Consider the following 25,192-nt stretch of genomic DNA (forward strand, 5'->3'; position numbering starts at 1 on the left):
TGCCCCTTCCTCCGAATCTGACGGTCCGTCATATTAGGAGGGCCGGGTCCAGATGCACAGAGGGATGCACTGACGGGAGAGACCAGTCATGACTGCCGGAAACCGCAAAGTCGCCGTGGTCGGGGTGGCCCTCTCCGACTGCGGCCGGGTCGACGACGCGACCCCCTACACACTGCACGCCCAGGCGGCCCGCCGCGCGCTCGCGGACGCCGGTCTCGACCGCGCCCTGATCGACGGCTTCGCCTCGGCCGGCACCGGGGTGCTCGCGCCGGTCGAGGTCGCCGAGTACCTGGGCCTGCGCCCGACCTGGGTGGACTCCACCTCCGTCGGCGGCTCGACCTGGGAGGTCATGGCGGCCCACGCGGCGGACGCGATCGCCGCGGGACACGCGAACGCCGTCCTCCTGGCCTACGGCTCCACGGCCCGCGCGGACATCAGGGCGGGCCGCCGGACCGGGAACCTGTCCTTCGGCGCCCGCGGGCCCCTCCAGTACGAGGTCCCCTACGGCCACACCCTCATCGCCAAGTACGCGATGGCGGCGCGCCGCCACATGATCGAACACGGCACGACCATCGAGCAGTTGGCCGAGGTGGCGGTGCAGGCCAGACAGCACGCGGCGCTGAACCCCGAGGCGATGTTCCGCGACCCGATCACGGTCGACGACGTCCTGTCGGGGCCGATGATCGCGGACCCCTTCACCAAGCTGCACTGCTGCATCCGCTCCGACGGCGGCGCGGCCGTCCTGCTGGCGGCGGAGGAGTACGCCCGGGACTGCCGCAAGCAGCCCGTGTGGGTCCTCGGCACCGGCGAACACGTCTCCCACGCCACGATGTCCGAGTGGCCGGACTTCACGGTCTCCCCGGCGGCGGTCAGCGGACGCCTGGCCTTCGAGCGGGCGGGCGTCCGCCCCGCGGAGATCGACCTGGCCCAGATCTACGACGCCTTCACCTACATGCCGCTGGTCACCCTGGAGGACCTGGGCTTCTGCAAGAAGGGCGAGGGCGGCGCCTTCATCCAGTCCCGCGAACTCCCGCTGAACACCGACGGCGGCGGGCTCTCCGCCCAGCATCCGGGGATGCGGGGCCTGTTCCTGCTGGTGGAGGCGGTACGGCAGTTGCGGGGCGAGGGCGCGGCGCGGCAGGTCCGGGGCGCCGACGGCCACGTGCCGCGCCTCGCGGTGGCATCCGGGACGGGCGGGTGGTTCTGCTCGTCGGGGACGGTCGTCCTGGGCCGGTAGCGGCGATCACATCCCGCCCGGTCCGGATGTCAGAGGTGTGTGCCACAGTCTGCGCATGCTCGAAATCGTGGTGGAGGAAGAGAACCGGAGGCGGCACATCCGCCCGTCCGCGGAGGAACTGGCCGGGCTGGTCCGGCGGATCGGCGGCAAGAGGGACCAGTTCCTGGTGGTCCAGCAGATACCGGACCTCCCCGACGTCTACATCCAGGTCTGGCACGAGGCCGGTGGCGACTACACCCTGGAGCACCGCGCCGGTTCCGCCGAGCGGCACTTCCAGACGTTTGCCGACGACCCCGGGACCGTGCTCGCGGCGATCGTCGGCTGGGCGCGCCATCAGCCCGGATGGGACGGCGGCGGTCTGACCTGGTCCCTGCTGGACCTGGGCCCCGAGCCCAAGGTGCCGCCGCTCACGCTCGCCGACGAGGATCGCCGGACGCTGGAGGACCGCGTCCGCGAGGCGTTGGCCGGCGGCTACGCCACCCGTGCCGAACTGGCCGAACTCACCGAGGAGTACCTGGTCAGCGGCCGTCGCCGACCCGTGTCACCGGAGCAGGCCCGGGCCCTGGCCGACCGGCTGTGGCTGGAGCGCGTGGCGGAGCAGGCCACCTGGCACGGCGAGACCGACCCCGAGCGCCTCACCCGCGCCTTCACCGCACTGCGGGCCGCCGGAATCACCGCCCGCGAGAACTTCACCTGCTGCCGCAGCTGCGGCCAGTCCGAGATCCACGGCGCCGGCGAGCCCGACGCCCGCGGCTACGTCTACTTCCACAGCCAGTGCACGGACTCCGCCGCCGCGGGCCAGGGCCTGATGCTCCTCTACGGCGGCTTCGACAACTCCCCCGACACCACGGCGGCCGTCGGCCACGAGGTCGTGACCGCCCTCGAAGCGGCTGGCCTGCGCACGGACTGGAACGGCGACACCCGCGAGGCCATCACCGTCACACCGCTGGACTGGCGGCGCCGCCTGATCGGCTAGGGCCTGTCGTTCGGATCGGGCCCTGGCGGCCGCCCACGGCCCGGGAACCCGGGTCCGGCCGACAATCGGTGCATGACCCTTGATGATCGGCACGCCACCACGCACCCCTTTCCCCCGCTGCGGACCCAGGACCTGTGGCTGCGGCCCTGGGACCCGGAGTCGGAGGCGGATGTCGAGGCGTGGCTGCGCGGGCGGACGGACCCGGAGTTCGCGCGCTGGAACACCCCGCTGAACTTCACCACCGACGCGGACAGCGCCCGGGAGCAGATCCGGGCCTCGGCACGGTCCGCGGCGGAGGGCACGGCGGCGCCGTACTGCGTCGCGGACGCGGCCACCGGACGGCCGCTCGGGCATCTCGGCGTCAACGTCATCAGCCGTGTGATGAACACAGCGCGCGTCGGATACTGGGTCCTGCCCGAGGAGCGCGGCCGGGGAATCGCCACCCGTGCGCTGACTCTCGTCGCCCGCTGGGCGCTCACCGATCTGGGCCTGCACCGACTGGAACTCGACCACGCGGTCGGGCACGATTCCTCCTGCCGTATCGCCGAGCGCTGCGGTTTCCCCTACGAGGGCACCCTCAGGGGCGCGATGTGGGAAGCGGGCCGCCATGACGCGTACCGGGACATGCATCTGCACGCCCGGCTGGCCGGCGACCCCGATCCGGACCCGGTGTAGAGGAGTTGCCGTCGCGTCGATGTGACGGTCGTGCGTTCACCCCGACAAGGCATGGCCAAGTCCCGTACAGACACGGGATCATGAGACATGCGCTCGGACGACTGGTACGTCACCGAAGACCTCGACCGCTTCCTCTCCCACGCGGGAGGCTTTCTGCGGTCGCGCCCCGATCTGCACACCGTCGCCCTGACGGTCACGGAGTCCCTGCGAATGCGCGGCCTGAACGCCTACGGCGGTGATGAACCGCCCGTGTTCGGGGTGATGGAACGCGACGGCCAGGTGCGCGGGGCATACTTCCGCACCCCGCCCTACCGGCTGAACGTCACCCCGCTCACCGCCGACGAGACCGACGCCCTCGCCGCCCATCTGGTCGCCGTCGGCCACCCGGTGCCCGGCATCATCGGCACCCGCGAGACCGTCACCGGATTCGTCCGCTCCTGGCAGCGCCACACCGGTGCGACGGCCGCCCTGCGCCAGCGGCAACGGCTGTACCGGCTCGGCATGCTGATGATGCCGCAGCCGGTACCGGCGGGCGCCGCGCGGGTGGCGGGCAAGCAGGACCGGGACCAACTGATCAAGTGGTACGGCGAGTTCGTGGAGAGCGTCGGCGACCATGCGGCCGGTGACCTGGAAGCCTGGGCCGACCATCGCATCGCCTACGGCGGCATCACCTTCTGGGAGGACCCGGACGGCACCCCCGTCTCCATGTGCGGGGTGACCCCGATGGTCGCCGGGCAGGTCCGGATCGCCCCCGTCTACACCCCGCCCCACCTGCGCGGACGCGGTTACGCCGGGGCGGTGACGGTCGAGGTCAGCCGCGCCGCCGTCCGCTCCGGCGCCGAGGAGGTCCTGCTCTTCACGGACCTGTCCAACAACACCACCAACGTCCTCTACCAGCGGCTCGGCTACCGTGCGGTGGCGGACTTCGAGGTGCACGACTTCTCCGCGAGACCGTAGGGCTTCTACGGTTCCTATGGCTTCTACGGCTTCTACGGCCAGAGCAGTTCCCGTTCCCAACCCGATTCCGTACGGCGGTAGTCCAGCCGTACATGCCGACGCCGCTCCTCGCCCTGGAAGAACTCCACCTCTTCCGGGCGGAGGCGGTAGAGGGTCCAGGTGGGGACGGGCGCGGCCGGTTCGCGCTGGGCGCGGGCCCAGGACTCGGCCGAGACGCGCTCCAACTCCGCGAGGGAGCCGAGGACTTCGCTCTGGCGGCCGGTCAGCGCCGCCGCCAGGGCGCCGGTCGAGCGGGCGTGCAGGTCGGCCTGGCTCAGCGTGGACGCGGCCGCCGTGACCGGCCCTCGTACGCGCACCTGCCGTCCCAGCACCGGCCAGTAGAAGCCGAGGGCCGCGTACGGGCGGGCGCTGAGCTGTCGTCCCTTGCGGCTGGTCACATGGGTGGCGAAGGACCAGCCGTCCGCGTCGGCGCCGTGCAGCATCACGGTCCGTACGTCCGGCCGGCCCGCCTCGTCCGAGGTCGCCAGCGACATGGTGTGCGGCTCGGTCTGCCCCGCCGCCACCGCGTCCGCGAACCACGCCGTGAACAGCGGCAACGGCTCGTCGGGCGCCGCCTCGGGGTCGAACGGCGACAACGCCGTCGCCTCCGGGTCCCACACCCGCAGCGACCTGAGCAGATCATGAAGTTCCATGCACCGATTGTCGACCTTCCGCGGCGGGTACCCGTTCCCCACCGGCCGACGTCGCCCGGCGTTGTCCCGCACGTCACCAGGTGTCCCTACCGTGCCCGCCATGAGAAGACTCTCGATCATGCTCAGCGCCGTCGCGCTGACCGCCGGACTCACCGCGCCCGCCGCCCTCGCCGGTGAGCGCGGGGACGACTTCGGGCAGGCCACCCTCACCGGCTGGGCCGCCCTCCCGGCGGAGACCTTCGTGCCGGGCAGCGAGCCGTCCGGGGCCGCGATAGGCGCCGGCCCGTTCAACGGCATCGCCGCGCCCTTCGCCGACCAGCCCGTGCAGGGCTTCAGCGGTGTCGTGAACCGGCACGACGGCACGTATGACGTGCTGTCGGACAACGGCTACGGCTCCAAGGCCACCAGCGCCGACTTCCTGCTGCGCGTGCACCGGGTCGAGCCGGACACCCGCACCGGCCAGGTCAAGGTGCTCGGCGGCTTCCACCTCACCGACCCCGACCACAAGGTGCCGTTCCCGCTCACCCGCGCCGACCGCACCCTCACCGGCGCCGACTTCGACGTCGAGTCGATCGTGCGGTCCTACGACGGCACCCTCTGGCTCGGGGACGAGTTCGGCCCGTTCCTGCTGCACTTCTCCCGCACCGGCAAGCTCCTGGAAGCGCCGGTCTCCCTGGAGGGCGTCAAGGCACCGGAGAACCCGTTCCTGAACGGCGGCACGCCCAACCTCGGCGGCAGCAAGGGCTTCGAGGGCATGGCCCGCTCCGTGGACGGGCGGTACCTGTACCCGCTGCTGGAGGGCACGGTCTCCGGTGACACCCCCGGTGACCTGCGCTTCAACCAGTTCGACCTGAGGTCGGGCCAGTACACCGGCAAGCGCTGGACGTACCGCCTGGAGTCCCCGGCGCACGCCATCGGCGACGCCATCGCCGTCGACAGGCACCGTTTCCTCGTCATCGAGCGGGACGGCGGCCAGGGCGAGACGGCCAAGGTCAAGCGCATCTACCTCGCCGACACCCGCGACCGCGATCATGACGGCGTGATGGACAAGACCCTCGTCGCCGACCTCATGAACCTCGCCAACCCCAGGAAGCTCGGTGGCTTCGGCGAGACGTTCACCTTCCCGTTCCAGACGATCGAGGACGTCGCCCTCCTGGACGACCGCACCCTCGCCGTCCTGAACGACAACAACTTCCCCTTCTCCTCCGGCCGCACGGCGGGCAAGGCGGACAACAACGAGTTCATCACCATCCGCCTCGACAAGCGCCTGCACGCCGACCCGCGCGCGTTCTTCTAGGGGCCAGGGGAGCCGGTCTCAGCCGAGGGGCCGAGGCCGGTTTCGCGGCCGGAACACCGGCACCCCGTCCCGGAACCCCGCCTCCAGCTCCATCCCCGCCCGCAGCGGCGCGTCCCCGGCCGCGCCGGTCCACTCCACGATCTCCGTCATCATCCGCGGGCCCTCGGGGAGGTCGACCACGGCGGCGACGTACGGGGTGCGCTCACCGAAGGGCGGCAGGTCGTTGCGGTGGACGACCGACCAGGTGTAAAGCGTGGCCCGGCCGCTCGCCGTCTCCCAGCCGACGTCCTCGCTCCAGCAGTACGGGCAGAACTCCCGCGGGTAGTGATGCGCCCGGCCGCAGGTCCCGCAGCGCCGGATCAGCAGTCGCCCCTCGGCCGCCGCGTCCCAGTAGGGGCGGCTGAAGGCATCGGGTTCGGGCAGGTCGAAACGGGCGGGGTGCGGGCCGGTTCCCGGGGCGGCGGTCATCAGAACAGCCCCAGCGCGTCGTCCAGCGACCAGGTCTGCCAGGACATGCCGAACAGCGCGACCACCGAGATCAGCGCCATCATCGAGTTCTGGCCCTGTTCCGCCCAGTCGTGGATCATCAGCGCGAAGTAGAGCCCGTTCAGCAGCAGCCCGGCGACCAGGGCGACCGGGGTGAGGAATCCGGCGATCAGGCCGAGCCCCAGGGCGAGTTCGGCGTAGGCGACGACGTACGCCATGGTCTTCGGCCGCGGTGCGACGACGACGTCGAAGCCGGAACGGACCGCGGTCCAGCGGTGCTTGGCGGCCACGTCCGCCGCCCAGGCGATGCCGCCGCCCTCGAACCACGTCCTCTTGTCCTTGTGCCGCCAGCTCTCCAGCCACCACAGACCGAGGCCTATGCGGAGCACGGCCAGCCATTCCGCGCCACTGAGCCAGATCGTGTCCATGGATCTGACGGTACGTCAGATGGATCGGGGCCGGAAGAGGTGCGGCGACCCGCACGCCAACACCCACGGCGCCGTGGAGCCGCCCACGGCCGCATGCCCGGCTCGTCCTACTATGATCGGCAAATGCACGCCGCACCGCCCGCCCTGGTCCATCTGGACAGCCCGTTCATCAACTTCCGCGACTTCAAGTTCGCGAAGGCCTCCGCCCACGGCTACCGCTGGATCGACCTCAAGCGATTCCGGCTGCCGTCCGAGGCGCCCGAGGACCACGCCCTGCTGGCTGCCCTGATCGCCCACCCGCAGTTCCGTGACACCTACGACGGCAGCGGCGTCCTGGACTGGCCCCGGCACGGCCAGTGGTGGCTCGACCGCATCACCCCCGACGCCTATCGCCGCGTCGACGCGGCGGCGGCCGGCGCGGTCGTCCGCACCTGGGCCGACCAGCACGGCCCGGTCCCGCAGGCCCTCACCCAGCGCATCCAGGAGCAGGTGCACACCCCGATCACCACGGCCACCAGCACCTACCTCCTGGGCCCCCTCCCCGAGGACGCCCGCCACGACTACGGAGCCGTCCACTGCGACTTCCACGAACTGATCCTCATCGACCGCCCCGGCAAGACCCTGACCCTGGTGGTGGCGGCGGACGACTAGGGCGTCCCTCCTCCGAAAGTCCACAACCAGACGCCGTACGCCACCGGTCCCACCCATCCCTCCTACAGGCGTGATCAATCCGCAACCAATTCCGGTCTTGACCGAGACCCATCAACGGGGCCCGTGATTACGCTCGCGCTATGGACGACTCCACAGCGCACTCCCCTGCCGGACCGGACCGCCCGGTGTACGTCATCGGCGGCGGTCCCGGCGGGCTCGCCGTCGCGTACGCCCTGCGCGCCCGGGGCATACGCGCCGTCGTGCTGGAGAAGTCCGACCGCGTCGGCGCCTCCTGGCGCGGCCACTACGACCGGCTGCACCTGCACACCACCCGCCGGCTGTCGGGCCTGCCCGGCCTGCCGATGCCACGGCGGTTCGGACGCTGGGTGTCCCGGGACGACGTGCTGCGCTACCTGGAGAAGTACGCCGAGCACCATGAGCTGGAGATCGTCACCGGCGTGGAGGTCTCCCGCGTCGACCGCGCCCCGGACGGCCACGGCTGGCTGCTGCACGCCACCGGCGGGCGGGAGCTGACCGGCTCCGCGGTGGTCGTCGCCACCGGCTACAACCACACCCCCCGGCTCCCCGACTGGCCCGGCCGCGAGACCTACACCGGCGAGCTCCTGCACGCCTCCGCCTACCGCAACCCCGAGCCCTACGCGGGCCGCGACGTCCTGGTTGTCGGCGTCGGCAACACCGGCGCCGAGATCGCCGTCGACCTGGTCGAGGGCGGCGCCTCCCGGGTACGGCTCGCGGTGCGCACCGCCCCGCACATCGTGCGCCGCTCCACGGCCGGCTGGGCCGCCCAGTACTCGGGCGTGCTGTGCCGGCGGCTGCCGGTCGGCCTGGTCGACCGGCTCTCCCGGCCGCTGGCCAAGCTCAGCGTGCCGGACCTGTCGGAGCGGGGGCTGCCCCGCCCGGACACCGGCCTGTACAGCCGGGTGCTCGAAGGGGCCGTCCCGGTGCAGGACGTCGGCCTGATCGAGGCCGTCCGCGCGGGCCGGGTCGAGGTCGTGGCCGCCGTCGACGGCTTCGACGACGGCAAGGTGGCCCTCGCCGACGGCACCTTCATCGAGCCGGACGCCGTGGTCGCCGCCACCGGTTACGTCCGCGCCCTGGAGGGCCTCGTCGGCCATCTCGACGTCCTCGACACCCGCGGGAAGCCCGCCGTGCACGGCCCCCGCACCCCGTCCCAGGCCCCCGGCCTGTACTTCACCGGCTTCACCAACCCCATCAGCGGCATGCTCCGGGAACTGGCCATGGACGCCGAGAAGATCGCGAAGGCCGTGGTGAGACAGGGCGCCGAGCGGGTGTCCAGGCTGCCCGTCAGCTGAGAACCTGAGGGTGAGGAACACCGCGAAACCCTGAAGCCGAGGAGCACCGGAACCGGTTCGTCCGTCAACTTTGCCTGCACAGCCGTTCCTGACGGCGTGTCAGTTCAGTAATCTGACACTGCGTCAGTTAATCGCTGTCACACAGGAGCGGGCGGACCGATGCTTGGATCAACCCACGGCACCCTCACCACCGACTCCCGCCGGGCCCGGGTCATCGCCTGTGGCGAGCAACCCGGTCCCGCCGTCCACGGCCGGCCGGCCGAGGTCGACGATCTCGACGTCAGCGGACGTCCGCTGTACTCCGACGTACCCGATCTGGACCGCTTCTTCCGGCCCGAGTCGGTCGCCGTGATCGGCGCCTCGGACACCGAGGGCCGCCCCAACACCGGTGTCACCCGGCAGCTGCTCGCCTGGTCCGAGCGGGTCGGCGCCCGGCTCCATCCGGTGCACCCGAGCCGCCCCGCCGTCTTCGGCATCCCCTGCGCTCCTTCCGTCGCCGACCTGCCCGAGCCGGTCGATCTCGCGGTGCTGCTGGTCGCCGACCCCCTTCCGGTGCTCGAGGAACTGGCCGAGGCCAAGGTCAAATTCGCGGTCGTCTTCGCCTCCGGGTTCGCGGAGACCGGCGCGGCGGGCGCCGCCGCGCAGGAACGGCTGGCCGCGGCCGTCGGTCGGTCCGGGCTGCGGCTGCTCGGCCCGAACACCAACCTCAACGCCTTCGAGGAGTTCCGCACCGACCTCGAAGGACCGGCCATCGCCCTGATCACCCAGTCCGGGCACCAGGGCCGCCCCGTCTTCGCCCTCCAGGAACTGGGCGTCCGCCTCTCCCACTGGGCGCCCACCGGCAACGAGGCCGACCTGGAGACCTCCGACTTCCTCTCCTACTTCGCCGAGCGCCCCGAGGTCGGCGCCATCGCCTGTTACGTGGAAGGGCTGAAGGACGGCCGCTCCTTCCTGCTGGCCGCCGACCGGGCGGCCCGTCGCAAGGTGCCCGTCGTCGCGGTCAAGGTCGGCCGCACCGAGACCGGCGCCCGCACGGCCGCCTCACACACCGGCAAACTGACCGGCGCCGACGCGGTGGTGGACGCGGCGATGCGGCAGTACGGGGTGATCCGCGTCGACGGACTCGACGAACTCCAGGACACCGCCACCCTGTTGGCACGCGCCCGGCCGCCGCGCGCCGACGGGGTCGTCGTGTATTCGATCTCGGGCGGTACCGGTGCTCACTTCGCGGACCTGGCGACCGAGGCCGGGCTGCGGCTGCCGGTGCTCTCGGAGGCCAAGCAGGCCGAGCTGCACCAGTGGATACCGGAGTATCTGAGCGTGGCCAACCCGGTCGACAACGGGGGCCATCCGGTGGGCGACTGGCGCGGCCGGAAGATCATCGACGCGATCCTCGACGACCCGTCGGTGGGCGTCCTGATCTGCCCGGTCACCGGGCCCTTCCCGCCGCTCAGCGACCGGCTGGTGCGGGACCTGGTCGACGCGGCCGAGCACACCGACAAGCTGGTCTGCGTGGTGTGGGGCTCGCCGGTCGGCACCGAACCCGCCTACCGCGAGGTCCTGCTCGGCTCCTCCCGGGTGGCCACCTTCCGCACGGTCGCCAACTGCATCACCGCCGTCCGTGCCTACCTCGACCACCACCGCTTCGTCTCCGGCTACCGCTCCCCCTTCGACCGCGCCCCGCGCACCCCGTCGCCCTCCTTCCGCAAGGCCCAGGCCCTGATGCGTCCGGGCCAGCAGCTGAGCGAGCACGCGGCGAAGCAACTGCTGCGGGCGTACGGCATCCGCGTACCGCGCGAACAGCTGGTGACCAGTGCGGCGGCGGCCGTCCGGGCAGCGGGTCTGGTCGGCTACCCGGTGGTGATGAAGGCGTCCGGCGCCCGGATCGCGCACAAGACCGAGCTGGGCCTGGTCAAGGTCGGCCTCACCTCGGCCAGCCAGGTCCGCGACGCCTACCGGGAGCTGACGGACATCGCCCGCTACGAGGACGTCTCCCTGGACGGCGTCCTGGTCTGCCAGATGGTCGAACGGGGCGTCGAGATGGTCGTCGGGCTCACCCATGACGAGCTGTTCGGGCCGACCGTGACGGTCGGGCTCGGCGGGGTGCTGGTCGAGGTGTTGCGCGACTTCGCCGTGCGGGTGCCGCCCTTCGGGGAGGAGCAGGCCCGGGACATGCTGCACGACCTGCGCGGGCGGGCCCTGCTCGACGGGGTCAGGGGGCGGCCGCCGGCGGACACGGACGCGCTCGTCGAAGTCGTGCTGCGGGTGCAGCGCATGGCGCTGGAGCTGGGGAACGAGATCGCGGAGCTGGACATCAACCCGCTGATGGTGCTGGAACAGGGGCAGGGCGCGGTGGCGCTGGACGCGCTGGTGGTGTGTCGCTGACATGTCCGATTCCCCCCGTGTGCCCGGAAGTTCCGTCGATTCATTGGTACAGCACACCACTGACAATCAGGTCTGCCGCATCACGCTCAACCGCCCCGAGGCCCTCAATGCCCTCACCCCTGACCAGCGGGAACGCCTCATCGACCTGCTCGCCGAGGCGTCCGGGGACGCGGCGGTCCGGGCGGTCGTCCTGACCGGGACCGGCCGTGGTTTCTGCGCGGGTGCGGACCTGCGGACCGGCTCGGCCGCGAAGAAGCCGGCGGCGGGTGACGTGGCCCGCACGGTCCGCCTCGGCGCCCAGCGCCTCATCGCCGCCGTCCTCGACTGCGAGAAGCCGGTGATCGCCGCCGTGAACGGCACGGCGGCGGGGCTCGGCGCGCATCTGGCCCTCGCCTGCGATCTGGTCCTGGCCGCCGAATCGGCCCGGTTCATCGAGGTGTTCGTCAGAAGGGGCCTGGTCCCGGACGGCGGCGGCGCCTATCTCCTGCCCCGGCTGATCGGACCCCAGCGGGCCAAGGAGCTGATGTTCTTCGGCGACGCGCTGTCGGCGGCGGAGGCGGAGCGGCTGGGGCTGGTCAACCGGGTCGTCCCGGACGAGGCGTTGGCGAAGACGGCCCTGGAGTGGGCCGAGCGCCTGGCGGGCGGTCCGACCCGGGCCCTCGCCCTGACCAAGCAGCTCGTCAACGCCTCCCTCGACAGCGACCGGGCGACCGCGTTCGCGGCGGAGGCGGCGGCGCAGGAGATCAACATGACGACGGAGGACGCCCGGGAGGGCGTGGCGAGCTTCGTGGAGCGCAGGAGTCCCCGCTACGAGGGCCGCTGAGGCTCCAGGATCCACAGGTCACCCGCGTCCGGGTCGCCGAAGAGCACGAACAGTTCGGGATCGCGCTCGGTGCCGCCGATGCTCCAGTACGTCCGCTGCCCGCATCCGCCGTCGAGGCTGAGCTCTACGCCGTCGCGGTCCGTGTCCCAGCCCTCGGAGTTCTCCCGTCTCAAGGACCAGCTGCCGGTGCCGTCGCACACGGCGAAGTACCGCCCGTCCGACCATTTCTCGCTGCTGATCTCGCTGGGCAGGTCGGTGAACTCGGCCCGTCCGCCCGGATGCAGGCGCAGCACCGCGCCCTCGGCGCCCCGCCACACTCCCGTGAGCTGTCCGGCGGAGAGCACAGGAGGCTCGTACCCCTTGAGCAGCCCCGCGGCCGTAGCCGCCGCGCCGCCGATGCCCACGAGGACGAAGACCACGAAGGAGGCCAGTCCCGAGCGGCACCAGACGCCCCAGAACCCCCACCGGGGGCGGCGGCGGACGTACGTCATGGCGAGGGCGGGGAGGACGCCGACCGCGCCGAACAGCAGGGCGGTGCCGAGGAAGGACCAGCCCCACAGGAGCGTGGCCGGCGCCGCCCAGGCGACCCCGAGCAGCACCGCGCACGTCACGTGCCAGGCCCAGCGCGGCCCTCGCGCGCGTGCGGCGGCGAAGTCGGCCAGGAGCCCGGCGGGCAGGGGCTGTGCCATCGCCTGGACGAGCCCGAGCACGGGCAGTACCAGCGGCGCGAGGATCAGCACGCAGGCCATGCCGAGGGAGTTGAACCCTCGGCCGTAGGTGTCCCCGGACGTGTCCGCGATCCACCAGGCCAGCCAGACCGGCGGAAGCTGCCCGGCGGCCACCGCGGCGGCCGCGTAAAGCTCCCGTGACCTGTTGTTCCCGCGGTCCTTCTGCCCGTTTCCCCACCCCATGCGCGCAGCGTACGCACGCGTGTTCGGCGCCCTCGCACAGGGCTTCCCATCTGACGCACCGTCAGCTTCAATGGGAAGCGTGATGGGACACGCAGGGATGGCCGCAGCAGCCGTCCGCTACCTCAGGTCCGCGCCGGCTCCCGTCGACGCCCCGCGCGTGGAGCCGCAGCCGCAGCCGCAGCCGCGGCCGCGGCTGCGGTGTGTCGGCGAGGACGAGCGGGCGCCGGTGAGCCAGGCCGAGTTCCGCCGGGTGCTCGGGAACTTCGCGACGGGTGTGACCGTTGTCACCGCACCCGCCGCCGACGGCGAGACCTCCCCCGCCGGTTTCGCCTGCCAGTCCTTCTCCTCCCTCTCCCTCGACCCGCCCCTGGTCTCCTTCATGGTCGGCCGTACGTCGACGACCTGGCCGCGCATCGCCCGCGCCGGTGTCTTCTGCGTCAACGTCCTCGGGGCCCACCAGGGTGAGCTGTGCCGTGGCTTCGCGGTCAGCGGCGGCAACAAGTTCGCCGGGGTCGGCCACGACGCGGCACCGGTCTCCGGCTCACCGCGCCTGGATGGCGCCCTCGCCTGGGTCGACTGCACGGTCCACGCCGTGCACACCGGCGGCGACCACCTCATCGTGGTCGGCCGGGTGGACGCGCTCGGGGCGGGCGAGGAGGCGGCGCCGCTGCTGTTCCATCGGGGCCGGTTCGTCTGAGCTCCACTGTCCCGCCGTACAACCCTCGGGGTCCTCCAGGTGTCCAGGACATGACCGGGCGGCACGCGCCGTTCCGGTTCTGTCCGTCCGCCGTATCGAGTCGCCGTACCGAGGAGACCCCCGTGCGCCTGCATCTTGGCCGTTCGTCGGCCCTCGTGGCCGCTGCCGCGATCGTCGCCGCCGTCCCCGCGGCCGTCGCCCCGGCGGCCCACGCCGAGGAGACCGCGCCCGAGCTCACGGTCTCGACGCTGCCGGACGCCTCGCCGAAGCCGGGCGAGGTGTACGACCGGACGGTCACTGTCACCAACAACGGCACGGCGCCCGCGGAGGGCGTCGCGTTCCGGATCCGGCTCACCCGTGGTCTGGACTTCCCCGAGCCGGTCGAGGGCTGCACGTACTCCACCGTCGGGGACCAGGTCCGCCAGGCGCTGTGCGAGCTGGACGCGGTCGTCGAGCCCGGCGGCACGCTCACCACCCCCGTGCGCTTCAAGGCCCTGCCGCACGCCCTGATGGAGGCCGTGGAGTACGGCACGAGCGCCACCGGCGAGGCGCCCGGCGAGGGCTTCTCCGACAGCTACCGGCGACTGACCCTGGACGCCGACAGCTCGGCCGACCTCGTGGCGGTCGGCGAGTACACCGAGGCGCTCGCCGGCAACGGGCAGTCGGTCACCGCGAAGTTGCGCAACGACGGCCCCGGCTGGATCCAGAACCAGGTCAGCGACGATCTGCCCGGCCTGCTGGTGACCATCCCGCCCGGCGCCACCGCCACCAAGGTCCCCGCGGACTGCTCGCCGTTCCACATCGACGGCCCGAGCGGCCCGCCCGTGCCCGGCAAGCCCCGGTACGTCTGCTGGCCCGAGGACGGCACGCTCGACGTGGGCGAGGAGCACCTGTACACGTTCTCGCTGAAGTTCGACAAGGACGCCGAGGACACCAAGGGCGAGGTGAAGGCGAGCTCCGTCTACGACATCACGCCCGCGTACGACAAGAACCTCGCCAACAACACGGACTTCATCCGCATCGACTTCCCGAGCGACTACGAGCCGGAGCCGACTCCGACCCCCAGCGCCTCCGCCTCGCAAACCCCTGGTGACGGCGGCAACGAGCACGAGGGCCAGGCGGCGGGCGGCACCGGTACGACGCCGACCGCCACCCCGACGACCACGACCGAGGCGCCCACCGGCAACCTCGCGAGCACCGGCTCCGACGGCACCCCGCTCATCGCGGGCGCGGCGGCCGCGGCGGCAGCCCTGGGCGGCCTGCTGGTGCTGGCGGTCCGCCACCGCCGTAACAACGCCAACAGCTAGGCGACTGCCGGCGCGGCGGCCGGGCGTCTGCGGATCACCAGCGCCATCAGCGCGGCCGCCGCGCACAGCGCGCCCGACGCGTACCAGACGACGTCGTAGGACCCGAAGACGTCCCGCGCGACCCCGCCCAGGAAAGCGACCAGCGCGGCGCCCACCTGGTGGGAGGCGAGGACCCAGCCGAAGACGATCGCGCTGTCCTCGCCGTAGTGCTCCCGGCACAGGGCGACGGTGGGCGGGACGGTGGCGACCCAGTCGAGACCGTAGAAGACGATGAAGAAGATCATCGGCGGGCGCACGCTCGGCGCGAGCAGCATCGGCAGGAACAGCAGGGAGATGCCGCGCAGGGCGTAGTACACGGCGAGCAGTCTGCGGGCCTCGTAGCGGTCGGTGAACCAGCCGGAGGCGATCGTGCCGATGACGTCGAACACACCGATGACCGCGAGCAGGGAGGCGGCGGCCTGGACCGGCATGTGGTGGTCGTGGGCGGCGGGCACGAAGTGGGTCTGGATCAGGCCGTTGGTGGAGGCGCCGCAGATCGCGAAGGTCCCGGCGAGCAGCCAGAAAGGACCGGTGCGGGCCGCGTCGAACAGGACCTTCACGGCCCGGCGCGCGGCGCCCGTCGTGGGCGGCGGCTTCGGTACGAACTCCTTCGCACCGTAGGGCTTCAGGCCCACGTCGGCCGGGTGGTCGCGCAGCAGCAGCCAGACGAAGGGGACGACCGCGAGGGCGGCGAGGGCGACGGTGACGGCGGCCGGGCGCCAGTCGTGCTCGTCGACCATCCAGGACAGCACGGGCAGGAAGATCAGCTGTCCGGAGGCGGAGGCGGCGGTGAGGATGCCGGTGACCAGGCCGCGCCGTTCGGTGAACCAGCGGTTGGTGACCGTGGCGGCGAAGGCCAGCGCCATGGAGCCGCTGCCGAGGCCGACCAGCAGGCCCCAGCACAGCAGGAGCTGCCAGGCCGCGGTCATCCAGTACGTGAGCCCGGAGCCGATGGCGATCACGGTCAGCGCGACCGCGACGACCTTGCGGATGCCGAACCGGTCCATCAGCGCCGCCGCGAAGGGCGCGGTCAGTCCGTAGAGGGCCAGGTTGACGGAGACCGCGGCGCTGATCGTGCCGCGGGACCAGCCGAACTCCTCGTGCAGCGGGTCGATGAGCAGTCCCGGCAGGGAGCGGAAGGCGGCAGCGCCGATGATCGTCACGAAGGTGACGGCGGCGACGAACCAGGCGCGGTGGATACGGCGCTTGCGGCGGGCCTGTGTGTCGTCCGCCGCGGTCGCGGCCTCGGTTGTCTGGGTCACGTCATCGAGGATCGCGGCTGGAATCCGTCGCATCGAGTGGCCCGAAGGACAGCATTCGTTAGGATCGGGCCATGAGCAGTGACCCGGAGCCGCCCGCGTACCGCCCGCATCGTGTCGTCGTGCTCGCCCTCGACGGCCTGCTCCCCTTCGAGCTGGGCATTCCGCACCGCATCTTCGGCCGCCCCAAGGACCGCGCGGGCCGCCCGCTGTACGAGGTGCTGACCTGCTCGATCCGGCCACCGGGCCCGGTGGTCACGGACGCCGACTTCGCGGTGCTGGTGGAGCACGGCCCCGAACTGCTGGCCACCGCCGACACGGTGATCGTCCCGGCCTCCTACGAACTCGGCCCGGTCTTCGAACGGGGCACGCTCACCGAGGACCTGGCCGCCGCGCTGGCCCACATCCGCCCCGGCACCCGGCTCGCCTCCATCTGCACTGGGGTGTTCGTGCTGGCCGCCGCCGGATTCCTGGACGGCCGCCGGGCCACCACGCACTGGGCGGAGACCGACCATCTCCAGCGCCTCTTCCCGGAGATCGACGTCGACCCGGACGTGCTCTTCATCGACGACGGCGACGTGCTGACCTCGGCGGGGGTCGCCGCCGGGCTCGACCTGTGCCTGCACATGGTCCGCCGCGACCACGGCACCGCCGTCGCCAACGAGATCGCCCGCCGTACGGTCGTCCCCCCGCACCGCGACGGCGGCCAGGCGCAGTACATCCACCGCCCGGTGCCCGATCCGCAGCAGTCGACGACGACCGGCGCCCGCGCGTGGGCGCTCGGCCGGCTGCACGAGCCGATCCAACTACGGGACATGGCGGCGCAGGAGTCCATGTCGGTGCGCACCTTCACCCGCCGCTTCCGCGAGGAGGTCGGCATCAGCCCCGGCCAGTGGCTCACCCAGCAACGCGTGGAACGCGCCCGCCACCTGCTGGAATCCACCGCCCTGTCCGTGGACCAGGTGGCCCAGGACGCGGGCTTCGGCACGGCACAGTCGATGCGACAGCACTTGCAGGCGGCACTCGGGGTGACGCCTACGGCGTACCGGAGGACGTTCCGCGCCGAGGGCGTGCAGGCAGTTCAGGGTGTGCAGGCAGCCGCGGCCCGTCAGTCGCCGTAGATCCAGCTGCCGTAGGACGCCTGCTCGACCAGGCCGGCGATGGCGAGACCGGCAAGGCCCAGGATCAGGCCGAGCAGGCCGACTCGCACGAAGGAGGGGCCGATGATGGTGATCGAGTCGGCCTGAGTGGTGATGGTCCCCCAGTCACGGAACCGCCGGATGTCGTCGCGGGACACCAGCCAGAAGAACAGTCCCATGAGAAGGAAGCCCGCGCCGAAGATCAGCATGAGAAAGCCGAACACTACGAAGCCCTCCTCCCGGTCGGAATGGTCGCCGACGAAGAGCAGACCGGCGACGACCACCAGAGCGGCGGCGAAGAGCCCGAAGAGCGAGCCGCGCAGCAGGACATCTCGCAGCCGCAGGCGCGGCGTGATCACTCCGTCTCGGTCCAGCGTCGTCATGGTGGCACCCTAACCGAGCAGCGGAACACGGCCGTTCAGAAGGTGAGCACCGCCCGCGCCACCCGGCCCGCCTCCGCGTCGGCCGCCGCCTTCTCGAAGTCCTCCACCGGGTAGGTCCGGGTGACCAGTTCGTCGAGGAGGAGTCGGCCCTCGCGGTACAGGTCGGCGTAGAGGGCGATGTCGCGTTGGGGGCGGGACGAGCCGTAGCGGCAGCCGAGGATGGACTTGTCCAGGTAGAGCGTGGAGACGCGGAACGACGCCTCGGCGGTGGCCGGTGGGACGCCGAGGAGGATGGCCTGGCCGTGCCGGTCGAGGAGGTCGACGGCCGCCCGGATCAGCTCGACGCGTCCGACACACTCGAAGGCGTGGTCGGCGCCGTTGGGCAGGAGGTCCCGTACCCCTTCCGTCGACGTCAGGAAGTCGGTCGCGCCGAACCTCCGCGCCATCTCCTCCTTCGCCGGATTGGAGTCGACGGCGACGATCCGCAGGGCACCCGCGATCCGCGCCCCCTGAATGACATTGAGCCCGATTCCCCCCGTACCGATCACCACCACGCTCTCGCCCCGGTCCACCCGCGCCCGGTTGAGCACGGCCCCCACCCCGGTCAGCACCCCGCATCCGATCAACGCGGCGGACGTCAGCGGAAGTTCCCCCGGGATCCGCACGGCCTGCACGGCCTTGACGACCGTCCGCTCGGCGAAGGCGGAGTTGGCGGCGAACTGGTACACCGGGCGCCCGTCCCGCGTGAAGGGCTGCCCCGGCCGCCCGATCGCCTGCCGGCACATGGTCGGCCGCCCCCGGTCGCACTCGGCGCACGCACCGCAGTTGGCGAGGGTGGACAGCGCCACATGGTCCCCGGGCCCGACATGGGTGACCCCCACACCCACGGACTCCACCACCCCGGCACCCTCGTGGCCCAACACCACAGGAACGGGGAAGGGTATGGTCCCGTCCACCACACTCAGATCGCTGTGGCACAGGCCCGCCGCCGCGATGGCGACCCGCACCTCGCCCGGCCCCGGTTCGCGCACCTCCAGATCGTCCACGACCTCGGTCCGCTTGCCGTCGAACAGCACTCCGCGCATCAGACGACCCCCTTGGGCTCCCTGGGCAGGCCGAGCACCCGCTCGGCGATGATCGTGCGCTGGACCTGATCCGAGCCGCCATAGATGGTGTCGGCCCGGGAGAAGAGGAACAGCTGCTGGAACGGCTCGAGTTCGTAGGGCGCGGCAGGCGTCCAGTCGGCCGGACCGACCGCCGCACCGGCGCCGCGCACCTGCACCGCCAGCTCCCCGAGCCGCTGGTGCCACCCGGCCCACAGCAGCTTGGCCACGCTGGCGGCGCCCGCGTCCCCGGCGCCGCCCAGGGTGCGCAGGGCGTTCCAGCGCATCGTGCGCAGCTCGGCCCACAGCCGGACGATCCGGTCCCGCAGCACGGGATCCGCGACGGCACCGGTGTCGACCGCGGCCCGCACGACCTGCTCCAACTCCCGCGCGAAGCCGATCTGCTGGGCCAGCGTGGACACCCCGCGCTCGAAGCCGAGCAGGCTCATCGCCACCCGCCAGCCGTTGCCCTCCCCGCCGACGACGTGCTCCACGCGCGCGTGCGCGCCGTCGAAGAAGACCTCGTTGAAGTCACTGGTGCCGGTCAGCTGCCGGATCGGGCGGACGTCGATCCGGCCGGGCTGGTCCATGGGCACGAGCAGGAAGCTCAGCCCGTGGTGCCGACGGGACCCCGGCTCGGTGCGGGCCAGGACGAAGCACCAGTCCGCCTCGTGGGCGAGCGAGGTCCAGATCTTCTGCCCGGTGACGCGGTACGCGCCCGTGGCGTCCCGCGCGGCCACCGTCCGTACGGCCGCCAGGTCCGACCCGGCGCCGGGTTCGCTGTACCCCTGGCACCACAGCTCCTCCCCTGCGGCCACCGGGGGCAGGAAGCGTGCCTTCTGCTCCTCGGTGCCATGGGCGAGCAGGGTGGGCGCCAGCAGCTTCTCCCCGATGTGCCCCGACCTGGGGGGCGCGCCGGAGCGGGCGTACTCCTCGGCCCAGGCGACCTGCTGGGTGAGCGTGGCGGTCCGGTTTCCGTAGCCGCCCTCCGGCCAGGAGAGGCCGATCCAGCCTGCCGCACCGAGGGTCCGTTCCCAACCGCGGCGGTCCTGTGCCGCATCGGCGTGCGCGGCGAGCCAGGCCCTGGCCTCCACGCGGAACGCCTCGTCCGCGGCTGAGAATCCGAAGTCCACGACAAGTCCCCCTCTACGAGGCGTTCGGCGGCCGGAGCAGCGGCATCGGGTCGGTCCCCACCGTCCCCGGCAGGAACTCGGCGATCCGTTCCGGTGTCCAGGACCCGTCGGCGTACGCGGCGCGCAGTTCCCTGGGCTGTGCCCAGACCGCCAGCTTCGGCCCGGCGATCGTGTACACCTGCCCGGTGATGCCCTGGTCCCGGGCCCGGTCGGACAGCAGATAGACGACCAGGGCGGCCACGTCCTCCGGCTCCCCGATCTCCGTCAGCTCCATGGGGACCTTCGCCGACATCCGGGTCCGGGCGACCGGCGCGACCGCGTTCGCCGTCACCCCGTACTTGCTCAGGCCCAGCGCGGCGCTGCGCACCAGCGAGATGATCCCGCCCTTCGCCGCGCTGTAGTTGGCCTGCGAGTACGAGCCCTGATGGTTGCCGCTGGTGAATCCGATCAGGGTCCCGGAGCGCTGCTGCCGCATCAGCGCCGAGGCCGCGCGGAACACCGTGAACGTGCCCTTGAGGTGGGTGGCGATCACCGGATCCCACTCCTCCTCGGTCATGTTGAACAGCATCCGCTCCCGCAGGATCCCGGCGACGCACACGACCCCGTCGAGCCGCCCGTACGACGACACGGCGACGTCCACGACCCGCTGCCCGCCCGCCATGGCGGAGATGTCGTCGGCGACCGCCACGGCCGCTCCCCCGGCGGCCTCGATCTCCTTGACGACCCCTTCGGCGACGTCGCTCGTCGGTGCGGCGCCGTCCACCCCGACGCCGTAGTCGTTGACGACCACGCGCGCCCCCTCGGCCGCCGCCGCCAGCGCCACCGCGCGGCCGATCCCCCGTCCCGCGCCGGTCACGGCGATGACCTTGCCTGCCAAGAAGTTCCCCACGCCCGGCCCCTTCCCGCGGTTTCTGACGGACCGTTAGATTTTATGTCCCGCCGGACAGTCGGAGACAAGCCCCGGGGAGGGACCGATGTCACTGCCGGACGCGTTCCACGAGATCGCCAAGCGCGTGAACAACTGGGGCCGTTGGGGCGCCGACGACGAACTGGGCACCCTCAACCTGATCACCGACGACGTCGTCCGCGAGGCGGCTGCCTGCGTGCGCGGCGGGCGGCGGATCCCGCTCGCGCTGCCGCTCGGCCAGGACGGTGTGCAGAGCGGGATGATCCCCGGGCGGATCAATCCGCTGCACGCGATGGTGCAGATCAACCAGGAGATCTTCGGCCCGGGGACGGTCGCGTGCAGCGACGACGCCGTGACGATGGGCCTTCAGGCGGGCACCCACTGGGACGCGCTCACCCATGTCTCGCACTCCGGCCGCCTCTACAACGGCCGCCCCGCGGACAGCATCACCGCGCACGGCGGCGCCTCCTTCGCGGGGATGGCGACGGCGCGGCACATCGTCTCGCGCGGGGTGCTGCTCGACGTGGCACGCGCGCGCGGCGTGGAGCGGCTCGACGGCGGGCACGCCGTGACGCCCGAGGACCTGGAGGCGGCCGAGGAGTTCGCGGGCACGCGCGTGCGGGCCGGCGACATCGTGCTCGTGCGCACCGGGCAGATGCGGGTGTACCTCGCCGGGGACAAGCACGGCTACGGCTATCCGTCTCCGGGTCTGTCGATCCGCACTCCGGAGTGGTTCCACGCGCGCGATGTGGCCGCCGTCGCCAACGACACCCTCACCTTCGAGATCTTCCCGCCGGAGATCGAGGACCTGTGGCTGCCCGTGCACGCGCTCGACCTGGTGGAGATGGGGATGCCGCAGGGCCAGAACTGGAATCTCGAAGAGTTGTCCACAGCCTGTGGACAAGAGGGCCGCCACACCTTCCTGTTGTCGGCGACGCCCGAGCCGTTCGTCGGCGCGACAGGCGCCCCGGTGGCTCCGGTCGCGGTGCTGTGAACCTCTGAAGTGCGGTTGGCGGCGCGCGATCTGCCCGCCCCGAGCACGGAAGCGCGCACCGCCATCCCACTCCGGCGCACCCGCCCCGACTGTCCCCCGGGCCCTGAGGGAGCCGACGCCGAATCGCGACCCGCACTCGTCGAGGGCTCCCGTCACCGAAACCCTCGTCGTCCCCTCACGGCGAATCGCTGACCACAAGCGTGATCAAACGGACACGCGTCGTCAACACCTGTTCGGAGATTTATTACTTACGCCCCATATGCGGCAGGCGCACACTGAAGCATGTCCCGGCGCATCGCGCCGCGTCCGGCGCAAAGGAAAGGGGCTCATGGCCCGCGATCGGCTCCGCGTACCCCGCGGGCGCCGTACCACCGCCGCCCGGCCATGGGCGCCTCACACCGCCTCGAACGCCAGCCCTTCGAAGGCTCCGCCGCCGTAGGCCGCGGCGGGTTCGCGCTGTTCGGCACAGCGGTCGAGTTCGCACCAGATGCGCTTGCCGGGGCCCTCGGGCATCCAGCCCCAGCGGTCGGCCAGTCCGTCGACGAGGGCGAGGCCCCGGCCGCCGGTCTCCCCGCCGCCCGCACAACGCGGCACCGGGGCCCGGCCGCTGGCGTCGACCACTTCCAGACGGACGGTGACCGCCTCGGGGCCGGCCGCGGCCCCGGGCAGGAACAGCCGCAGCACGGCCGGGCAGCCGGTGTGCACCACGGCGTTGGTGACCAGTTCGGACACGAGCAGGACCAGGGTCTCCGACAGCGACTCATCGGCCCCTATCCCGGAACCGGCGAGCCTGGAGCGGGCCCACCGCCGGGCTCGCCCCACTTCAGCGGGGTCGGGCCGGATCTCCAGCTGCACTTGAAGCACCTGCACCGCTCACACCATCCGAACCGGCGGACTCATAGCCCCGCGCCTCACGAGGGCCACGATCGTAGCCATTTTTTGCATGACCAGAACAATGGCCGGAGCCAGGGTCACGGAACGTGAATCCCTTACGAGAAAGCATGGTTGACGTACAGTCACCCCAACAAGCGCTTCGGGCATATTCCAGCGCGAAGGAGTACCCGTGCGGGATACTGTGCGACGCTCGTGCCGGGGAGTCGAACAGGCGGGGGCCGGAACCGCGCCCGCCCTGCGAGAACCGGCACGCATCGCCGGATCCGGAGCCGCCTCAGGGGCAACTCCGGCATGGCTCGTGCTCGGAACCACTCGCATCCCACACAAGGTACCGGAGCGGGGCGCCGACTCCAGGACGTGACGAGTCACACGTAGGACACAACCCGATATCAACGCTCCGTAGTTCCGGTATGCCACAATCCGCGACACCGAAGGCTGACCCGGTACCAGATCCGCAGCCCAGAAGCCCTTCTCGCCCCTCAGTCGGCCAACTCGGCGGCGAGCAGCTCCTCACTCTCCGTCCCGCCACCGCCACGCTGCGCCCGGACCCAGGCCCGTTTGAGATGCAGCTGCACCTCGCACTCCCAGGTGAAGCCCATTCCGCCGTGCACCTGGAGGCAGTCGCGGGCGCCGCGTACGGCGGCCTCGTCGGCGAGCAGGCGGGCCGCGGCGATGTCGGCGGGGTCACCGGTCACCGCGGCGGCGTACACGGCGGCACGGGCGGTCTCCGCCTGCACCAGCATGTCGGCGCACAGGTGCTTGACCGCCTGGAAGGCCCCGACCGGCTGTCCGAACTGCTCACGGGTCCGGGCGTGTTGCACGGCCAGCTCGCACGCGCGCGTGGCGGTGCCGAGCTGCTCGGCGGCGGTGAGGAGGACGGCCGGCGGGTCCGCGGGGGCCGCTCCCGCGGGCACGCGGTGAAGCGGCGTCAGCGGGTCCACGGAGCGCAGGGGCAGGGCGCCGGAGGCATCGCCCAGCACCACGTCCGCCGCGTCGAGCCACTCCACCAGGACGCCGTCCACGGCCGTCACGACGGCCTCCCCGGTGGCCGCGCCCGGCACCGAGCCCGCCGCCAGCTGCGTGGCGGCCAGCGGGCCGGGCAGCAGCGCCCGGCCCGCCTCCTCGAAGACCAACACGGCCTCCGGCAGCCCGAGTCCGACCCCGCCGTCCGACTCGGGCAGCCGCAGCGCGAAGAACCCCGCCTCTCCCAGCTCCCGCCACAGGGCCCGGTCGAGGCCCGGTGCGTCCACGGCCGCGCGCAGCGCCTCGGGGCCGCACCGGCGCTCCAGCAGCTCCCGCATGCCGGCCTTCAACGCCCGCTGTTCCACGCTCAGTTGGAACCGCATGCTCACCGCCCCTTCGGCAGCCCGAGGATCCGTTCGGCCACGATGTTCCGCTGGATCTGCGAGGTCCCGGCCGCGATGGTGTACGACAGCGACGACAGCCGGTCGAGCACCCAGCCCCGGCCGAGATCGAGGGCGTCGGGCCCGAGGACGTCGGCGGCGGCGTCGTAGAGCTCCTGGCGGGCGTGCGAGTACCTCAGTTTGAAAACCGAACCGCCCACCCCGGGCACCCCGCTCACCGACGCCTCGCTCACGTTCCACTGCGTGAGGCGCCACAGCGCGCGGAACTCGGCGTTGAGGCGGCCGAGCCTGCGCCGTAGCGCCGGATCGTCCCAGCGGCCGTTCTCTCTGGCCTCGGCGGCGAGTTCGCGCAGGACGCGGCGGCAGGCGACGACCTCGCCGACGAAGGCCGTGCCGCGCTCGAAGGAGAGCGTCACCATCGTCACGCGCCAGCCGTCGTTCTCCGCGCCGACCCGGTTCGCCACCGGCACCCGCACCTCGTCGAGGAAGACCTCGGCGAACTCGGTGGACCCGGCGAGGGTACGCAGCGGCCGTACGGTGACGCCCGGGGCGTCCATGCGCATCGCCAGCCAGGTGATGCCCCGGTGCCTGGGCGCCTCGGGGTCGGTGCGCACCAACAGCTCGCACCAGTCGGCGACTTCGGCGTGCGAGGTCCAGATCTTGGATCCGGTCACCACATAGTCGTCGCCGTCGCGCCACGCGCGCGTGCGCAGCGCCGCTAGGTCGGATCCCGCGCCGGGTTCACTGAAGCCCTGGCACCAGACCTCCGCGCCGCGCAGGATCGGCGGCAGCCAGCGCGCCCGCTGTGCGGGGGTGCCCTCGGCGGCGATGGTGGGGCCCGCGTGCAGCAGCCCGACGAAGTTCGCGCCCACGTAGGGCGCGCCCGCGCGCTCGGTCTCCTCCAGGTAGATCAACCGGGTGGTCGGCGAGGCGTCCCAGTGCACGTCGGCGTACCCCGCGTCATGGAGCATGTGCTGCCAGCCGAGGTCGTAGGCGCGTCGGCCGGGCCAGTCGGAGGGGTCCGGCGCCTCGGGCAGCTTCGGCAGCACCTCGCCGAGCCACTGCCGCAGGCGCGCCCGGAACTCCTCCTCCTCGGGCGTGTACGAGAGGTCCATACGGCG

25 protein-coding genes are annotated in these 25,192 nt (G+C 72.1%); 13 read left to right on the forward strand and 12 right to left on the reverse strand.

Annotated features, from left to right (window positions below):
- The first annotated feature begins 88 nt into the window (after positions 1-88).
- The 4 genes from STRCI_RS18235 to STRCI_RS18250 all read left to right on the forward strand — a co-directional run bounded on the left by STRCI_RS18235 (position 89) and on the right by STRCI_RS18250 (position 3,845).
- Positions 89-1,237: a thiolase C-terminal domain-containing protein gene (locus STRCI_RS18235; protein ID WP_269660018.1), complete on the forward strand. Its 1,149-nt coding sequence runs from the start codon at positions 89-91 to the stop codon at positions 1,235-1,237.
- A 55-nt stretch (positions 1,238-1,292) separates the two neighbouring features.
- Complete coding sequence (locus STRCI_RS18240; RefSeq protein WP_269660019.1) at positions 1,293-2,213, forward strand: DUF6891 domain-containing protein; 921 nt, start codon at positions 1,293-1,295, stop codon at positions 2,211-2,213.
- Between the two features lie 72 nt (positions 2,214-2,285).
- On the forward strand, positions 2,286-2,888 hold the full coding sequence (locus STRCI_RS18245; RefSeq protein ID WP_269660020.1) for a GNAT family N-acetyltransferase: 603 nt from the start codon (positions 2,286-2,288) through the stop codon (positions 2,886-2,888).
- 87 nt (positions 2,889-2,975) lie between these two features.
- Positions 2,976-3,845, forward strand: a complete 870-nt coding sequence (locus STRCI_RS18250; RefSeq protein WP_269660021.1) for a GNAT family N-acetyltransferase — start codon at positions 2,976-2,978, stop codon at positions 3,843-3,845.
- A gap of 32 nt (positions 3,846-3,877) precedes the next feature.
- Here STRCI_RS18250 and STRCI_RS18255 read toward each other — a convergent pair whose 3' ends face one another.
- Entirely contained in the window at positions 3,878-4,537 is a 660-nt protein-coding gene (locus STRCI_RS18255) for a pyridoxine/pyridoxamine 5'-phosphate oxidase (protein WP_269660022.1), read from the reverse strand.
- A gap of 100 nt (positions 4,538-4,637) precedes the next feature.
- Here STRCI_RS18255 and STRCI_RS18260 point away from each other — a divergent pair, with 100 nt between their 5' ends.
- The gene (locus STRCI_RS18260) at positions 4,638-5,834 is read left to right on the forward strand and encodes an esterase-like activity of phytase family protein (RefSeq protein WP_269660023.1); all 1,197 of its coding nucleotides are present in this window, start codon (positions 4,638-4,640) and stop codon (positions 5,832-5,834) included.
- Between the two features lie 18 nt (positions 5,835-5,852).
- Here the strand turns inward: STRCI_RS18260 and STRCI_RS18265 are convergent, their stop codons facing one another.
- Positions 5,853-6,302: a Zn-ribbon domain-containing OB-fold protein gene (locus STRCI_RS18265; protein ID WP_269660024.1), complete on the reverse strand. Its 450-nt coding sequence runs from the start codon at positions 6,300-6,302 to the stop codon at positions 5,853-5,855.
- Entirely contained in the window at positions 6,302-6,748 is a 447-nt protein-coding gene (locus STRCI_RS18270) for a DoxX family protein (protein WP_269660025.1), read from the reverse strand. The genes STRCI_RS18265 and STRCI_RS18270 overlap by 1 nt, the downstream gene beginning before the upstream one ends.
- A gap of 123 nt (positions 6,749-6,871) precedes the next feature.
- Between STRCI_RS18270 and STRCI_RS18275 the strand changes: the two genes are divergently transcribed.
- From STRCI_RS18275 to STRCI_RS18290, 4 genes are all read left to right on the forward strand, one after another.
- Positions 6,872-7,399 carry a hypothetical protein gene (locus STRCI_RS18275; RefSeq protein ID WP_269660026.1) on the forward strand — a complete coding sequence of 176 codons (528 nt, stop codon included), beginning with the start codon at positions 6,872-6,874 and terminating at the stop codon, positions 7,397-7,399.
- A 140-nt stretch (positions 7,400-7,539) separates the two neighbouring features.
- Complete coding sequence (locus STRCI_RS18280; protein WP_269660027.1) at positions 7,540-8,733, forward strand: flavin-containing monooxygenase; 1,194 nt, start codon at positions 7,540-7,542, stop codon at positions 8,731-8,733.
- Positions 8,734-8,892: 159 nt separating this feature from the next.
- Entirely contained in the window at positions 8,893-11,118 is a 2,226-nt protein-coding gene (locus STRCI_RS18285; RefSeq protein WP_269660028.1) for an acetate--CoA ligase family protein, read from the forward strand.
- A gap of 1 nt (position 11,119) precedes the next feature.
- Entirely contained in the window at positions 11,120-11,941 is an 822-nt protein-coding gene (locus STRCI_RS18290) for an enoyl-CoA hydratase/isomerase family protein (protein WP_269660029.1), read from the forward strand.
- Here STRCI_RS18290 and STRCI_RS18295 read toward each other — a convergent pair.
- A complete protein-coding gene (locus tag STRCI_RS18295; RefSeq protein WP_269660030.1) occupies positions 11,926-12,852 on the reverse strand; it encodes a hypothetical protein in 927 nt (308 codons plus the stop codon). The genes STRCI_RS18290 and STRCI_RS18295 overlap by 16 nt on opposite strands.
- 97 nt (positions 12,853-12,949) lie before the next feature.
- Here STRCI_RS18295 and STRCI_RS18300 point away from each other — a divergent pair, with 97 nt between their 5' ends.
- Entirely contained in the window at positions 12,950-13,549 is a 600-nt protein-coding gene (locus STRCI_RS18300) for a flavin reductase family protein (RefSeq protein WP_269660031.1), read from the forward strand.
- A gap of 122 nt (positions 13,550-13,671) precedes the next feature.
- Positions 13,672-14,856 (forward strand): COG1361 family protein, encoded by a 1,185-nt coding sequence (locus STRCI_RS18305; RefSeq protein ID WP_269660032.1) that lies wholly within the window; start codon positions 13,672-13,674, stop codon positions 14,854-14,856.
- Here STRCI_RS18305 and STRCI_RS18310 read toward each other — a convergent pair.
- Entirely contained in the window at positions 14,853-16,157 is a 1,305-nt protein-coding gene (locus tag STRCI_RS18310; RefSeq protein ID WP_269660033.1) for an MFS transporter, read from the reverse strand. The genes STRCI_RS18305 and STRCI_RS18310 overlap by 4 nt on opposite strands.
- 71 nt (positions 16,158-16,228) lie before the next feature.
- Between STRCI_RS18310 and STRCI_RS18315 the strand changes: the two genes are divergently transcribed.
- On the forward strand, positions 16,229-17,275 hold the full coding sequence (locus tag STRCI_RS18315; RefSeq protein WP_269660034.1) for a GlxA family transcriptional regulator: 1,047 nt from the start codon (positions 16,229-16,231) through the stop codon (positions 17,273-17,275).
- Here STRCI_RS18315 and STRCI_RS18320 read toward each other — a convergent pair.
- The 4 genes from STRCI_RS18320 to STRCI_RS18335 are packed head-to-tail and all read right to left on the reverse strand — an operon-like array spanning position 17,263 to position 20,801.
- The gene (locus tag STRCI_RS18320; RefSeq protein ID WP_269660035.1) at positions 17,263-17,676 is read right to left on the reverse strand and encodes a DUF6336 family protein; all 414 of its coding nucleotides are present in this window, start codon (positions 17,674-17,676) and stop codon (positions 17,263-17,265) included. The two genes, STRCI_RS18315 and STRCI_RS18320, sit on opposite strands and share 13 nt — an antisense overlap.
- A 35-nt stretch (positions 17,677-17,711) precedes the next feature.
- Entirely contained in the window at positions 17,712-18,761 is a 1,050-nt protein-coding gene (locus STRCI_RS18325) for a Zn-dependent alcohol dehydrogenase (protein ID WP_269660036.1), read from the reverse strand.
- A complete protein-coding gene (locus STRCI_RS18330; protein ID WP_269660037.1) occupies positions 18,761-19,912 on the reverse strand; it encodes an acyl-CoA dehydrogenase family protein in 1,152 nt (383 codons plus the stop codon). The genes STRCI_RS18325 and STRCI_RS18330 overlap by 1 nt, the downstream gene beginning before the upstream one ends.
- 13 nt (positions 19,913-19,925) lie before the next feature.
- Positions 19,926-20,801: an SDR family oxidoreductase gene (locus STRCI_RS18335; protein WP_269660038.1), complete on the reverse strand. Its 876-nt coding sequence runs from the start codon at positions 20,799-20,801 to the stop codon at positions 19,926-19,928.
- An 85-nt stretch (positions 20,802-20,886) separates the two neighbouring features.
- Between STRCI_RS18335 and STRCI_RS18340 the strand changes: the two genes are divergently transcribed.
- Positions 20,887-21,813, forward strand: a complete 927-nt coding sequence (locus STRCI_RS18340) for a cyclase family protein (RefSeq protein WP_269660039.1) — start codon at positions 20,887-20,889, stop codon at positions 21,811-21,813.
- A 393-nt stretch (positions 21,814-22,206) separates the two neighbouring features.
- Here the strand turns inward: STRCI_RS18340 and STRCI_RS18345 are convergent, their stop codons facing one another.
- The 3 genes from STRCI_RS18345 to STRCI_RS18355 form a co-directional block, all read right to left on the reverse strand.
- On the reverse strand, positions 22,207-22,683 hold the full coding sequence (locus tag STRCI_RS18345; protein ID WP_269660040.1) for an ATP-binding protein: 477 nt from the start codon (positions 22,681-22,683) through the stop codon (positions 22,207-22,209).
- 503 nt (positions 22,684-23,186) lie between these two features.
- Positions 23,187-24,053 carry an acyl-CoA dehydrogenase family protein gene (locus STRCI_RS18350; RefSeq protein WP_269660041.1) on the reverse strand — a complete coding sequence of 289 codons (867 nt, stop codon included), beginning with the start codon at positions 24,051-24,053 and terminating at the stop codon, positions 23,187-23,189.
- Positions 24,054-24,055: 2 nt separating this feature from the next.
- A complete protein-coding gene (locus STRCI_RS18355) occupies positions 24,056-25,186 on the reverse strand; it encodes an acyl-CoA dehydrogenase (protein WP_269660042.1) in 1,131 nt (376 codons plus the stop codon).
- Positions 25,187-25,192 lie beyond the last annotated feature (6 nt).

This window comes from Streptomyces cinnabarinus (assembly GCF_027270315.1).
Classification (GTDB): Bacteria; Actinomycetota; Actinomycetes; order Streptomycetales; family Streptomycetaceae; genus Streptomyces; species Streptomyces cinnabarinus.